Annotated in this window: 16 protein-coding genes; 2 read left to right on the top strand and 14 right to left on the bottom strand. The window is 63.3% G+C overall.

What is annotated here, in order from left to right; genetic code table 11:
• Nucleotides 1-10 precede the first annotated feature (10 nt).
• Nucleotides 11-373, bottom strand: coding sequence for a response regulator (locus tag HDE79_RS01725; protein ID WP_184600195.1), 363 nt, complete (start codon nt 371-373; stop codon nt 11-13).
• 15 nt (nt 374-388) lie between these two features.
• The gene (locus tag HDE79_RS01720; protein WP_255488211.1) at nt 389-730 is read right to left on the bottom strand and encodes an STAS domain-containing protein; all 342 of its coding nucleotides are present in this window, start codon (nt 728-730) and stop codon (nt 389-391) included.
• A 149-nt stretch (nt 731-879) separates the two neighbouring features.
• On the opposite strand from HDE79_RS01720, the gene HDE79_RS01715 reads away from it, so the two are divergent.
• Together HDE79_RS01715 and HDE79_RS01710 are read left to right on the top strand one after the other, a co-directional pair.
• Nucleotides 880-2,022, top strand: coding sequence for a flagellar hook-length control protein FliK (locus HDE79_RS01715; protein ID WP_184600194.1), 1,143 nt, complete (start codon nt 880-882; stop codon nt 2,020-2,022).
• Complete coding sequence (locus HDE79_RS01710; protein ID WP_184600193.1) at nt 2,019-2,291, top strand: flagellar biosynthesis protein; 273 nt, start codon at nt 2,019-2,021, stop codon at nt 2,289-2,291. The genes HDE79_RS01715 and HDE79_RS01710 overlap by 4 nt, the downstream gene beginning before the upstream one ends.
• Before the next feature lie 55 nt (nt 2,292-2,346).
• Here HDE79_RS01710 and HDE79_RS01705 read toward each other — a convergent pair whose 3' ends face one another.
• From HDE79_RS01705 to flhF, 12 genes are all read right to left on the bottom strand, one after another.
• Nucleotides 2,347-2,763, bottom strand: a complete 417-nt coding sequence (locus tag HDE79_RS01705; RefSeq protein WP_184600192.1) for a DUF2802 domain-containing protein — start codon at nt 2,761-2,763, stop codon at nt 2,347-2,349.
• Nucleotides 2,753-3,232, bottom strand: a complete 480-nt coding sequence (locus tag HDE79_RS01700) for a chemotaxis protein CheW (RefSeq protein WP_184600191.1) — start codon at nt 3,230-3,232, stop codon at nt 2,753-2,755. Before HDE79_RS01700 ends, HDE79_RS01705 begins: the two co-directional genes overlap by 11 nt.
• Complete coding sequence (locus tag HDE79_RS01695) at nt 3,229-3,774, bottom strand: hypothetical protein (protein WP_184600190.1); 546 nt, start codon at nt 3,772-3,774, stop codon at nt 3,229-3,231. Before HDE79_RS01695 ends, HDE79_RS01700 begins: the two co-directional genes overlap by 4 nt.
• Nucleotides 3,771-4,556: a ParA family protein gene (locus tag HDE79_RS01690; protein WP_184600189.1), complete on the bottom strand. Its 786-nt coding sequence runs from the start codon at nt 4,554-4,556 to the stop codon at nt 3,771-3,773. The genes HDE79_RS01695 and HDE79_RS01690 overlap by 4 nt, the downstream gene beginning before the upstream one ends.
• A 3-nt stretch (nt 4,557-4,559) precedes the next feature.
• Complete coding sequence (gene motD, locus HDE79_RS01685; RefSeq protein WP_184600188.1) at nt 4,560-5,645, bottom strand: flagellar motor protein MotD; 1,086 nt, start codon at nt 5,643-5,645, stop codon at nt 4,560-4,562.
• On the bottom strand, nt 5,642-6,382 hold the full coding sequence (locus HDE79_RS01680; RefSeq protein WP_184600187.1) for a flagellar motor protein: 741 nt from the start codon (nt 6,380-6,382) through the stop codon (nt 5,642-5,644). Before HDE79_RS01680 ends, motD begins: the two co-directional genes overlap by 4 nt.
• A 1-nt stretch (nt 6,383) precedes the next feature.
• A complete protein-coding gene (locus HDE79_RS01675) occupies nt 6,384-8,414 on the bottom strand; it encodes a chemotaxis protein CheA (protein ID WP_184600186.1) in 2,031 nt (676 codons plus the stop codon).
• Between the two features lie 22 nt (nt 8,415-8,436).
• Nucleotides 8,437-9,078 (bottom strand): protein phosphatase CheZ, encoded by a 642-nt coding sequence (locus HDE79_RS01670; protein ID WP_184600185.1) that lies wholly within the window; start codon nt 9,076-9,078, stop codon nt 8,437-8,439.
• Nucleotides 9,075-9,482, bottom strand: coding sequence for a chemotaxis response regulator CheY (cheY, locus tag HDE79_RS01665; RefSeq protein ID WP_184600184.1), 408 nt, complete (start codon nt 9,480-9,482; stop codon nt 9,075-9,077). Before cheY ends, HDE79_RS01670 begins: the two co-directional genes overlap by 4 nt.
• Before the next feature lie 210 nt (nt 9,483-9,692).
• Nucleotides 9,693-10,442, bottom strand: a complete 750-nt coding sequence (locus HDE79_RS01660) for an RNA polymerase sigma factor FliA (protein ID WP_184600183.1) — start codon at nt 10,440-10,442, stop codon at nt 9,693-9,695.
• 2 nt (nt 10,443-10,444) lie between these two features.
• Nucleotides 10,445-11,371, bottom strand: a complete 927-nt coding sequence (locus HDE79_RS01655) for a MinD/ParA family protein (RefSeq protein WP_184600182.1) — start codon at nt 11,369-11,371, stop codon at nt 10,445-10,447.
• A gap of 14 nt (nt 11,372-11,385) precedes the next feature.
• Nucleotides 11,386-12,621, bottom strand: a complete 1,236-nt coding sequence (gene flhF, locus HDE79_RS01650; protein WP_184600181.1) for a flagellar biosynthesis protein FlhF — start codon at nt 12,619-12,621, stop codon at nt 11,386-11,388.
• Between the last annotated feature and the right edge of the window lie 3 nt (nt 12,622-12,624).

Raw genomic sequence — 12,624 nt, 5'->3', positions numbered from 1 at the left:
ATGTTCCTGCTTAACCGAGAACGCGGCGAACTGTCGCCAGCAATTGCTCTGGATCGAAGGGCTTGACCAGCCAACCGGTGGCGCCCGCGGCCTTGCCTTCCATTTTCTTTTCGGTGTTTGATTCGGTCGTCAGCATCAGGATCGGCACGCCCTTGTACTCGGGCAGCACGCGCAATTCCCGGACCATGCTGAGGCCATCCATCACCGGCATGTTGACGTCGGCCAGCACCAGATCGAAGCGCGCGCCGCGCGCCGTATCCAGCGCGAGCTGCCCGTTCTCCGCTTCGCTCACCTCATGCCCGGCACCACGCAGGGTAAATGCCACCATGCCGCGCATCGAAGCCGAATCGTCTACTGCAAGAATCTTTGCCATCGTCCATCCTCAAGTTCAGGCCGGCAGCGATGCCGGCAATGCCAACGCCTTTGTCAGACCAAGCCGTTCCGCCGCCTCACGCAACGGTGTGCTCACGCCAGCCCAGGTAATCTTTCCGCCACGCGCCAGAGCGTCACGATGAAATGCCACCAGCAGTTGCAGCGCAGCCGTATCGACGCGCTCCACGGCAGTCGCATCCAGCGTGCTCGATGACGTCGCCAGACACTGCTCCCGCAGCGCCGGCAGTTCGGCCATGCGGCAATCGGCAGGCAGCCTGATCGTCGTCGCACCCTTGCCTGCCGCCCCGTTTTTGCTGCCGCTGCCCATACGTCCAACCTCGCCGGATCTGTCTCTCATGGGACTTATCGGCCAGCACGGCGACAGCTTTAGGCCGGTCTGCACGCTCCGCTTGCGTGAGGCCTCAAGTTCTTGCTCAATCGGTCGATATTTCTTGACGATCGCGGGGAGATAGAGACTTGACGCGATCACTGGCGGAGGAGCCGCGCGTGATCATCCAACCAACTAGCGTTGCCGCACTGACCTGGCTTGGTGCTGCTGCCGGTGCCAGCGCCGAAGGTTGGCGGATCGGCAGCGTGCTGTCCGCGCGGCCGCTTGGTTTGACCGACCAAGGCCTGCTCGTCATGCAGATCGGTGCGCTGACGGTGGAAGCCGAAGCGCCCGGCACCCAGCTACCGTCGCAATTCCAGGTGCGCGTGCTCAGCCTGGGTCCGCAGCCACTACTGGAGATCATCGGCGCACAGGTCACCACCGATACCAGCGTCAATCAGGCCATGCGCGAACGACTGCCGCAACAAAACGGCTACGCCCCGTTGCTGGCCACGGTCACGGCGCTGGCGCAATGGCCGGTCTTGCGCCAGCTTCCCGCCTATGTGCGTAACGCGCTGGCCTTGCTCGAACACAGCATGAGCAATCCGGAAGAATTGGCGACCGGTGATGGACTGCGCCAGGCCATCGAACGCAGCGGTCTGTTTCTGGAATCGCAGCTTGCCCAGCCGGGCGGCGATGATGCGAGCATCGGCCAGGACGATTGGAAAGGTGCGCTGCTGCGTCTGCTCACCGCGTTGGACGGTCAGCCATCACTGCGCGATGGCAACGACATCAACGTCGCACCACCGCTGCAGTCGCGCGGAATGACTCCGCAAGGTCGTCTGGCCTTGCCGCCTGAGCTGGCCGAGAGCAGTGAGGCAGCCAGCTTCCTGCCGCGTTTGCGTTCCGATGTACAAGCCGCGCTGGCCCGGCTGGAGGTGGCACAGCTGGAGGCCAGCAAGGTTCCCGCCTGGATGATCGAGATTCCGGTGCAGGGGCAACAAGGTGCCGATGTACTTCAGGTACGGCTCGAACAGCACAACAAGGATGGCGAGCAGGACCAGCACTGGACGCTTGGCTTCGCGCTCGATCTGCCATCGCTGGGACCGGTACAGGGCGAACTCGTGTTGCGCGGCCTGCACCTGTCCGTTCGGCTATGGGCTCAGCAGCGCGAGAGCACCGCACGACTGGAACAGCAGTTCGACGACCTGCGTTCGCGGCTTGCCGCCAGCGGCCTGAGTCTGGACCAGTTGAGCTGCCAGACCGGTCTGCCGCAGGCAGGTGCCAGTCGCAGTGCCGTGTTTCTCAAGGCCACCGCATGAGCCAGCCGCTGCTGCCGCCACCGCAACGCAAAGTGGTGCTCCGCTTGTCCGGCGGCACCGATGCCCAACCGACACCAGCAAGTCTCAATCCGGACGAACTCGAAGCGCTGCTCGGGCGCGCCCGTGCGCTGGGTTTATCGCTGCATCACGATGCACAGATCGCGGCCCTGCTGACCTCGCTGCGCATGAGCAAGGATGTGCCGCCGCTACTCTACAATGCGGCCGCCGCGGTACTGGCCAGTGTCTATGCAGCCTCGACCGAAAGCTGAGCCGCGGCGCCTGGCGTGATCCGCATGGCAATGCAGCTGACGTTGCCGTTCACCGTCAGCTGCGACCCGCGTAGAGCCGTTGGACCAGTTCTGCTTCGTTGCGCGACAGGCCGCAGCGCTCCATCAAAACCTTCAGCTCACACCCTTCACGGGCCAACTGCTGGGCCAGCTCGTAGTTGTGCGTGGCTGGGGGGTGAGCATGTACACCGGATGCCGGTGCCGCCGGAAGTGGTAACGGGCTGGCGGTACGGCGGCTCTGCTCATCAAGCCATCGCAGGCGTTCGTCCAAAGCGTCCAGGCGATGCTCGATCTTGCTGAGCGTGCTCGTGATCAATAACGCGGGCACGCCACCGCCGGTATTGGCCTGAGTGATGAGGTCGCGCCGCAGGCGGCGCCCCTGATACCAGAGCAACGCAAGAGCGCCGGCTTGCAACAGCAACAGCACAATCGACAACCCTACTTCAAGCCACACGTTGCGACTCCGGGGCAAGCCGACACAGTCGCGCCACATCAAGCAGCGCGACGAAGCCACCTTGCCAGGCGAGTACGGCCTGCACCGGATCGTCGATATGCCCCGACCGCGTGGGCGGCGGTGCCTCGATCGCACCAGCCTCCGGTCGCAGGATGTCGCCGACCGCATCGACTCTGAAACCAACCCGATGACCTTCATGCGCAAACACCACGATGCGCACGGCCTCGGTATCACCCAGGGGCGTCGTGCGCAGGCCGAGGCGACGCCGGCCGTCGATCACGGGCACGATGTTGCCGCGCAGCTGACAGATACCCAGCAGATCGTCCGCCGCACCGGGGACGGGCGTGGGCGCATGATCGTGAATGACTTCACTGACGTGACTCAGCGGTGCAGCGTAGTGCTGTCCATCCAGATGGAAGCCCAGCCAAGCCTGCCGCGCGATCGCGTCGGCGTGGGAAAGATGATTCATGCGCTTGCGTTACCCCGGTGATCTCGATCCAGCATATCCAGAAGTGCGACGACATCAAGCACCACGCAGCGGCCACTCTTGTACATGCCACCGAGCCACGGCCGGCGGGTGCGTTCAGAGCGTGCTACGCGCCAGTCGATATCAGCGCTGGCGATGCGCGAGGTCTCTTCCTCGGTACTGCGACAAGCCACGGCCCAGCGCCAGCCACTGAGCACGACCAGCATGTTGGCAGCCGGCTCGTGCAGATCGTCCGCGAGAATGCGACTGAGGTCGACTATGCGCACACGTCGGCTCGTGCTGCCATCGTCTGCATGCAACTCATCGCCGTGATCTGGCGGCGCCAGCAGGATGTCCGCGACCTGACTCATCGGCACGGCCACGAGTACGTTGGCAGCCGTGCACATGAGATAGCCGCTCGATCGCGGCGGCCATGACTCATCCTCTTCCGTCGTGGCGACGGGCGAAGGCATCGATACATCGCTGAGCAGGTCGTCCAGATAATCGTCGATGGCCTGGAAAGCAGGTAACGTGTCGCCATTCATGCCGAAACCTCGCTGACTTGGTGTCCAGCACCGAGCAGTTCGCGCAGCAGGGCGCGATAGCTGTCGGTGCTTTGCCGGGCCGCCGGCCAACATGTCAGTGGTTGGCCATGCTCGGCCGCTTCGCAGATCTGCGGATCCGCTGCAATCACCTGCCGGGTCACCGCATGTCGGTAGCGCTCCCGCAGGGTCATCAGCGAAATCCGGCCGTGCAGCGTGCTGGTGTCGTACATGGTGGGCACGATCCAGCGCGGCAGTACGCGCCCCATCGAACGCTCGATCATCTGCATGCTGCGCTGCATGCGCTCGAGTCCATCCAGGGCGAGTGTCTCGGTTTGCGTGGGCATCAACAGCCGCTGCGCTGCCGCCAGCGCGTTGATCATCAACAGGCCGAGCGTCGGCGGACAATCGAGCAAGACGTAGTCGTATACGTTGTCCAGCATGGTCAGGGCGTTGGCGAGAATACGCCCGGTGCCCTGCCGTCCGGCCAGCTGGCGATCCAGCGTCGCCATCGGTGCCGCTGCTGGCAACAGCCACAGGCCCCGATGCCCAGTGTTGCGGGCAAGGCTGGCGATCATCGGCGGATTATGTTCGCGGAACAGCTCATACACGCTACCCATGCCGCTGAGGTCTTCCAGCGAGAAATAACCGCTTAACGATGCATGCGGATCCAGATCCACCAGCAGCACGCGCATACCCTCCTCGGCGAGCAAGGCACCCAGCGCAGCGGTCGTGGTGGTCTTGCCCACCCCGCCCTTCTGATTGGCGATGGCCCAGATCTCCACGTTTCAGTTCTTCGCGTCCGGCATGACCAGATGCGGCGCCGTTGCCATGGTCGGTCCGCTCGCCTCGATCGTCGCCTGCGGCAGCGCCGTGATCGGTCCGGCCACGACGACCGGCTCAACCGGCCGGGCCGCGGCTTTCGCCACGACGGCAGTGGGCAACGGCGAGGTCGACGGTGGTGAGGTTGCCTCGGGAATCGATGATCGGCCATCCGGAACATTCGGATCGGTGTCGGCCGTGTGATTGATCTGATCGCTGTTGTTGTAGAAGCGCGTCGGTGCGGCACGATTGCTCAATACGACCACCAGGACGCGACGATTGCGGTTGCGCCCGTCCTGACTGACGTTGTCGGCCGATGGGTGGTACTGACCCCAGCCAACGATGCCGAGTCGATCCGGATCAACGCCATGATCGGCAAACAGCCGCGCCACGCTCGCCGCACGCGCAGCGGACAACTCCCAGTTGGACGGATACAGCGCCGTATTGATCGGCACGTCATCGGTATAACCCTCGACCCGCAACGGATTGGCGAAAGGCGCAAGGATCTCGCCCAGATTGGTCAGCACCTGGTTGGCCGACGGTGACAGCGCGGCGACTCCGCTGGGAAACAGGATGTCGGTGCGAATCTCGATTTCCAGCCAGTTGGTGGTGCGCCTGACGACCACCATGTTCTTGTCGATAAGCGGCTGCAACGCGCGCTCGACTTGATTGCGGATGCGTTCCAGATCCTGCTGTTCGCTGCTGGATTTGTCTTGCCCCGCCTGCGCCCGCTCCTTGATCGGAATCACCATCGGGTGCGCCGGTATCGGCAGCAGCATCCGCGCCAGCGGTGCACTGGGCGTGGGCGACGGTACCGATGCGGGCATCGACATGCTCGACTGCGGATTGTTCGGCTGTATCGGCCGGATCACCTGCCGCGAACCATTGAATGCTTCGGAAATCGATTGTGCCAGCGCCCGGTATTTGGTCGTATTGACGCTCGACATGGCGTACAGCACCACGAACAGCGCGAGCAGCAAGGTGAGCAGATCCGCATAGGGGATCACCCAGGCTTCGGTGTTGACGTGTTCTTCGTGTTTTTTGCGTCTCATACGAGGTAGCCCTGCAGCTTGCTTTCTATCTGGCGGGGGTTGTCACCCTGCGCGATCGACACCAATCCCTCAATGACAATCTCGCGCACCTGGGTCTGCTTGTTGATCAAGGCCTTCAGACGAGAGCCCATCGGCAGCAGCAGCAGGTTGGCCAGGCTGATGCCGTAAATCGTGGCGACGAACGCCGCGGCGATGCCATGACCGAGCTTGGTTGGATCAGTGAGATCGCGCATCACGGCCATCAGGCCAAGCACGGCACCAATGATGCCCATCGTGGGCGAATAGACACCCGCATTTTCATAGACTTTTGCCGCATTCAGATCGGCGTGTTCGCGGGTTTCCAGCTCGACTTCCAGCACGCTGCGAATGGCTTCCGGTTCGCTGCCATCCACCAGCATCTGCAAACCCTTCCTGATGAACGGGTCGGGTTCGGCGTCGATCTGCGGCTCGAGGCCGAGCAGACCTTGCCGGCGGGAAATTTCGCTCCAACCGACGACCCGGCTGATCAGGTTTGCCGGCTGCAGCGACGGCGGCTTGTAGACCATGCCCAGCATGCCCATGGCCCGCTTGAGTACGCGGCCCTGGGTGTGCAGCATGATCGCGGCGATTGTGCCGCCGAAAACGATAGTGAAGGCCGCCGGATTCCACAGCGCCGACACGTCGGTACCCTTGAGGATGGCGCCGACGATGAGTACGGCGAACGCCAGGATGGTGCCGATGATGCTGATCAGGTCCATGTCAGGCGGAAACCTTCAAAGAGGGAAGCAATCGATCGCCGTCCCCGGCCAACGCCGCCAGATCCAGCACCAATGCGAGCCGGCCATCGCCAGTGACGGTGGCGCCGGCCACACCGGGCACGCCCTCGAACAGCGGCCCCAGCGGCTTGACCATGACGTCTTCGCGGCCGATCACCTCATGCACAAGACAGCCCAGATGCAGATGACCCACATGCAGTACCACCACATGCCCGCCTGCCGCACCGTCGATCCCGGCCCAGCCAGCAAGATCACCCAGCATCAGCGCACGGCCACGGTGGGCCGCGACGCGACGACCATCGAGTGCCTGGTTTTGCACAGGCCCCAGCTCGAATACTTCACTGACGTTGCCCAGCGGCAACGCGAATAATCGGTCGCCTACTCGCACCATCAGCACGCGCAGGATCGCCAGCGTCAGCGGCACCGTCAGTTCCAGCGTGCTGCCATGACCCAGACGCGAACGCACCTGCAACGTGCCGCCCAGTTCGGCCACGCGCGTCTTCACCACGTCCATGCCGACACCGCGGCCGGAAATATCCGAAATCGTGGCGGCCGTGCTGAAACCGGGCCGAAAAATCAGTTCATAACACTCGACTTCGGACAGGCGCGCCGCCTGTGCCGCGTCGATCACGCCTTTCTCCAGCGCTTTGCGCCGCAGCACTTCCGGATCCATGCCGCGACCGTCATCGCTCACTGAAATCACGATGCGCTCGCCGCGCTGACTGGCGGCAAGCCGCACGGTGCCTTTGCGCGATTTACCCGCCTGTTCGCGTTCCACTGGCGTTTCCAGACCGTGATCGACCGCGTTGCGCAGGAGGTGAACCAGTGGATCGGCCAACGCCTCGACCAGACTCCGATCGAGATCGGTGTCCTCGCCTTCCTGTATCAGTTCGATATCCTTGCCGAGCTGACGCGCAAGATCGCGCACTATCCGCGGGAACCGCTGAAACAACCGACCCACCGGTTGCATGCGCATACCCAGCACGGCGGTCTGTAGTTCATCGGAAATCCGGTCCAGTTCGCCGGCAGCCAGGGTCAGCGGCTCGCTGTCGCTGCGCGACGCTAGGCTGAGCAGACGATTGCGCAGCAGCACCAGCTCGCCGGCACGATTGACCAAGGCATCCAGCTTCGCCGTGTCGACGCGCACCGTGGTTTCCGAAGCGGCTACCGGTTTGGCCGCTGTCGCCGCTGACGTGGCGCTGGCAGCAGTCGGTTGAGCAGTAGTCGGTTGAATCGCCGCGGCATCAACGATCACCGGCGCCAAAGGTGCCAGCGTCGTGCTTGTGGCATCCGTTACCGGGGTGCCAGGCGCCAGGCCTTTGCCGTGCAGACTATCCAGCAGCGCTTCGAATTCATCCACGTCGATCGGGTCATCGCGACGGGACAACACTCCGCTCTCGGCACCAGAGGGCATCGGGGCGGCATCTGCATCGACGCCCGGCGCAACACCTGTGCCATAGAGGCTATCCAACAACGCTTCGAATTCGTTGTCGTTGATATGCCCTCCGGACGCGTTCGCCACGGCCGGTTGACGTTCGCGCATTTCGTCCAGCATGACTTCGAAAGCCTGCTCGACAGCATCGGCATCCGCGCTGTTCACCACGACGTTGGTGGTGGCCGCTTCCGGCTTGGCCGCGGCGGGCCGCAAACGACCCAGCAGCGACGACGGCGGCGGTGTCAGCGGCGTCGCGGCGATCAACGCATCCATCATGCCGTTGAGCAGATCCAGTGCTTCAAGCAGCGCGTCCATCTGCGCCGGACCGAGTACCAACGTGGCATTGCGCGCCTCGTTGAGCAGTTCTTCCGCGCAATGGCACAGCTGCACCATCGGTTCAATGGCAAGAAACCCTGCGCCGCCCTTGACCGTATGGAAAACACGGAACACCGCGTTGAGCAGCTCGCGATCCAGCGGCGAGGTTTCCAGCTGGATCAGCTGCTCACCCAGCCGCAATACCAATTCACCGGCCTCGACCAGGAAATCGTCGCGCAGTTCGCTGTCGAGAGAGGGATCCATCAGCATGTATCCATCTGCACCGTCAGAACCCGAACTCGCTGAGCAGACGATCGGCGTCATCCTGGCTTAACACCTTGGCCACCGTCACCGGCGCCTCACCACTGGCCAGCGAACCCGTCAGGTGCACCAGCTCGAGCAGAGACTTTTCGACCGACTCGATGAAAACGACCACTTTCTTGATGCGCTGACCGGACAGGTCCTGCCAGGACTGCGCCATCACCATGTCATCCAGACCTTCGCAACACCGCTCGGCAAAGGCCAGCGCCTGACATGCCAGCACCGCGGCCGGATCGGTCTTGCTGGTGGTGAAGTCGAGTACTTCGGCGGCGTTGCTGGACAACGCGTCCGCCTCCGGACGCATGCGCTCGGCGAAGTCGAGGCTGCGATGAGCCGCCTTCGCACTCATGTCGAGCACCTCGACCAGATGTTTGCGCGCGTCGGCCATGCTGTCTGGCACGCCTTCGAACGTCAGCTCGCCACCGAGGCGGCGCACGGCGCCATGCAGGTCACGGGCGAGCATACCCAGCGCGCGGAACAGATGCTGTTCGCGCTGCCGCACCATGCTGTCCAGCGCCTGCTCGAAAGCCGCGCCGTCTTCGCTGTTGAGCAATGCGATGACTTCGGCCGGCAGGTTCTCGGTCACATCGGGCAAGGTCGCGCTCATGCGGATGCTCCGCTGGCGGCCAGCCGCTCGAAGATCTTTTCCAGTTTTTCCCGCAAAGTGATCGCCGTGAAAGGTTTGACGATGTAGCCATTCACGCCAGCCTGAGCGGCAGCGATGATCTGTTCGCGATTGTTTTCCGCCGTCACCATAAGCACCGGAAGCCCTTTCCATTTGGGTTCGGCGCGAATCGCGCGCAACAGATCGATGCCGGTCATGTTGGGCATGTTCCAGTCGGTGACGACCATGTCGAACGCGCTGGCCCGCAGAAGCGCCAACGCGTTGTCGCCATCATCGGCTTCCTGGATCAGCGGATTGCTGAAACCGAGTTCGACGAGCAGGTTGCGAACAATCCTGCGCATGGTGGAGAAATCATCGACCACCAGAATTTTCATATTCTTGTCCAACTATTTTCTCCGCTAGTTCTGCCCTGGACGATTGAGGCAGCACATAAAATCAAAGGCGAGCGGCCTGGAATCAGCACCGATGGCATCGCCAACCCGATGGCGACGCAAATCCCGGCATGCAATGACGTGTACCCGTACCGCTCGTCACCCGTAACTGTTCCTTCCTGTCTCCTTCGTATCTGTCTGCGCTGACACGCGGCCTGCAGCGCTTCACGAGTCTTCGTCGTCGCACCATGAACTCATCCGCGAACGCAGCCTGATCAATGCCTGTCCGTGGATCTGACACACGCGCGACTCGGTCACGCCCAGTACCAATCCGATTTCCTTCAGGTTCAACTCCTGTTCGTAGTACAACGACATCACCAACTGTTCGCGGTCGGGCAAGGTGGTGATCGCCTCGGCCAACGCCGTCCGCATACCGCTACGCTCGATCCGCTCCTGCGGACTCAAGCCACTCTGGTCGATGACGTCCATCGCTCCGCCGCCTTCGCCACCGTCACCGTCATCGGGCGCCGTGAGACTCAGCAATCGGGCGCTGGCCGCATCGGCAAGCACCTGGTGATACTCCTCGACACTCATGCCCAATCGCCGCATCACCTCGGCACCTTCGGCATCCGCGCCTGTTTCGTTTTCGATCTTCCGCACGACTTCGGCGACTTCACGGGCCTTGCGATGCACCGATCGCGGGGTCCAGTCCGTACGCCTCAATTCGTCGAGCATCGCGCCACGAATTCGTATACCCGCATAGGTCTCGAAGCTCGCGGAGCGATCGGTGGCGAAATTGCGCGCGGCTTCCAGCAAACCGATCATGCCGGCCTGTACCAGATCGCCCACATCCACACTTGGCGGCAACCGCCCCATCAAGTGATAGGCAATGCGACGCACGAGCGGCGCATGCTGCCTTACCAGTTGATCGGCCTCTGCACGTTGTAGCTGTAGGTATTCCGAAGCGACGCTCATTCTCACCACCCCGTAGCCGGCACACTCTGACCGCTGAAAAATGCGATCCGACCAAGATCCGGATACATGGGCTCTTCCCATGTATCGACAGCACATGCCAATTGCTTAAATCCCATCGCCGAGCGACTGGATGGCCACAGATCGACCACCGCGCCCTGGCGCTTGATTGCCTGTCGCAGTCGCTCGTCGTGCGGCACCATGCCCATGAAGCTGAGCGCGACATCAAGGAAGCGCTCGCTGACGCGTGCCAGCTTCTCGTAGAGATGTCGCGCCTCGCCGGCGTGACGGACCATGTTGGCGACGATCTGGAATCGCCGCACCCCAAAATCCCGACTGAGCAATTTGATCAACGCGTAGGCATCGGTCAGCGATGCGGGCTCGTCACAGACCACGACGATGACGTCGTCGGCAGCGGCGGCGAACATCATCACGTCGTCCGATACGCCGGCCGCGGTATCCACCACCAGGTACTCCGGCGGCAGGATCAGATCATCGAAGGCGCGGATGACCGCCGCATGCTCGCCATTGCACATCTGCGCCAGCCGGCGCGCACCCGATCCGCCAGGAATCACCTTCAGCCCATGCGGACCGGGGATGATCAGATCCTGCAGCGTGCAGTTGCCTTCGAGCATGTGCCCGACGTGCCGCAGCGGCGTCAGACCCAATTGAACATCGACGTTGGCGACACTCATGTCGGCATCGAACAGCATCACGTCACGACCGGCCATCGACATCGCCATGGCCAGGTTGACGGCCACCGTCGTCTTGCCCACGCCACCCTTCCCCGCCGCGACGGTCAGTGTGCGCGTCGTGCGCCGTGCCGGCGTCATGGCACGGAGGCTAGATGCCTGATGCAACACTTCGGCATCGCGCTGACGCACCGGCGACACCGCCGTAAACAGATTCTGCAAACCCCAAGCTTGATCCACCGGAATTGCTCCATTCATAGACTTGCCACCGCAAGACCGAATCGCTCGGCCATCTCCACATCGTCGACTGCCGGGGTCAGGCGCCGTTGAACCTGTGCCGCACGACACACGAGCACGCGCGCGTCGGCAGCACAAATGTCTTCGGGTACGCGCTGCCCGTCCGTTGTGCAGTCCAGCGGCAGGCGGTGACGGATCAGCACCGACAGCACACCGCCGAGACTCGGCGCTTCGTCCAGCTTGGTGACGATGCACGCCTGCAGCTGCAACGGCAGGTAGGCGCGCACCGAGTCGTCCAGCGACGACGCTTGCGCGTTCGCGGCCAGCACCAGACAGGTACGCAGTCGTCCGGCATCGTTGACCTGCCGCAATACCTCCATCTGCTGTTCGAGGCGCGGGTCGTTGCCGGCCACGCCGGCGGTGTCGATCAGCACGGTGTGATGCTCGCGCAAGTTATCGAGCGCCTGGGTCAGGCTGGCGGCATCGTGTGCCGAGTAGACGCGCACGCCGAGCAGACGCCCATAATGTTCCAACTGTGCGGCGGCGCCGATGCGGTAATGGTCGGTGCTGACCAGCGCCACCTTGGCTGGGCCGTGACGCAGTACCGCACGTGCGGCGAGCTTGGCGACGGTGGTGGTCTTGCCCACGCCGGTTGGCCCGACCAGCGCGGTGACGCCGCCGGTTTCAGCCAGATCGCGTCCGCTGACTTTCAGATTGCGGCTGAGCAGACCCAGCGGCAGATAGCGCGCCTGATCGGCGCTCAGTTGCTCGGGTAATTCTTCGATCAACTGGCGTGCCACATCCGTTTCGATACCCAGACGGGTCATGTCGCGCAACACGCGCGCGCGCATCGGGCGGCGGCGCTCCATGTCGTTCCAGGCGAGGCTCGACAGCTGCTGCTCGAGCAGCTCGCGCAGGCCACCCAGCTCGGTACGCATCCGCGCCGCCTCGAGCACGTTTTGTTCGACGATCGGCTGCAGCATGGCCAGTTCGCTTGGCGGCATCGGCATCGGCGGCGGCGCGGCCGGGGCGCGACGTTCGGCAGCAGCATGGCTGGCGGCAGGTTCGGGCATCGGTGCGCCGTGCCGTGCCGCTTCGCGAACCAGCGTTTCGTCGTAGTCGATGGCGGCGATGATCTCGATGCCATCGTCGAGGCGGCGGGTCGACAGGATCACCGCATCGGCGCCCTGTTCCGCACGCACCTCACGCATGGCCTGACGCATGTCGGCGGCGAGGAATCGTTTGATCTTCATGGA

Source organism: Rhodanobacter sp. MP1X3 (assembly GCF_014207165.1).
In the GTDB taxonomy this organism is placed as follows: Bacteria; Pseudomonadota; Gammaproteobacteria; order Xanthomonadales; family Rhodanobacteraceae; genus Rhodanobacter.
Note: the sequence above shows the minus strand (reverse complement) of the source record. Positions and strands in the feature narration are given on the sequence as shown.

Bases quoted from the DNA above. Each gene is read 5' to 3' on its own strand.
- HDE79_RS01710 (WP_184600193.1), top strand. From the start codon at position 2,019: ATGAGCCAGCCGCTGCTGCCGCCACCGCAACGCAAAGTGGTGCTCCGC.
- flhF (WP_184600181.1), bottom strand. From the start codon at position 12,621: ATGAAGATCAAACGATTCCTCGCCGCCGACATGCGTCAGGCCATGCGT.
- HDE79_RS01725 (WP_184600195.1), bottom strand. From the start codon at position 373: ATGGCAAAGATTCTTGCAGTAGACGATTCGGCTTCGATGCGCGGCATG.
- HDE79_RS01720 (WP_255488211.1), bottom strand. From the start codon at position 730: ATGAGAGACAGATCCGGCGAGGTTGGACGTATGGGCAGCGGCAGCAAA.
- HDE79_RS01675 (WP_184600186.1), bottom strand. From the start codon at position 8,414: ATGGATCCCTCTCTCGACAGCGAACTGCGCGACGATTTCCTGGTCGAG.
- HDE79_RS01660 (WP_184600183.1), bottom strand. From the start codon at position 10,442: ATGAGCGTCGCTTCGGAATACCTACAGCTACAACGTGCAGAGGCCGAT.
- HDE79_RS01680 (WP_184600187.1), bottom strand. From the start codon at position 6,382: ATGGACCTGATCAGCATCATCGGCACCATCCTGGCGTTCGCCGTACTC.
- motD (WP_184600188.1), bottom strand. From the start codon at position 5,645: ATGAGACGCAAAAAACACGAAGAACACGTCAACACCGAAGCCTGGGTG.
- HDE79_RS01670 (WP_184600185.1), bottom strand. From the start codon at position 9,078: ATGAGCGCGACCTTGCCCGATGTGACCGAGAACCTGCCGGCCGAAGTC.
- HDE79_RS01700 (WP_184600191.1), bottom strand. From the start codon at position 3,232: ATGAATCATCTTTCCCACGCCGACGCGATCGCGCGGCAGGCTTGGCTG.
- HDE79_RS01695 (WP_184600190.1), bottom strand. From the start codon at position 3,774: ATGAATGGCGACACGTTACCTGCTTTCCAGGCCATCGACGATTATCTG.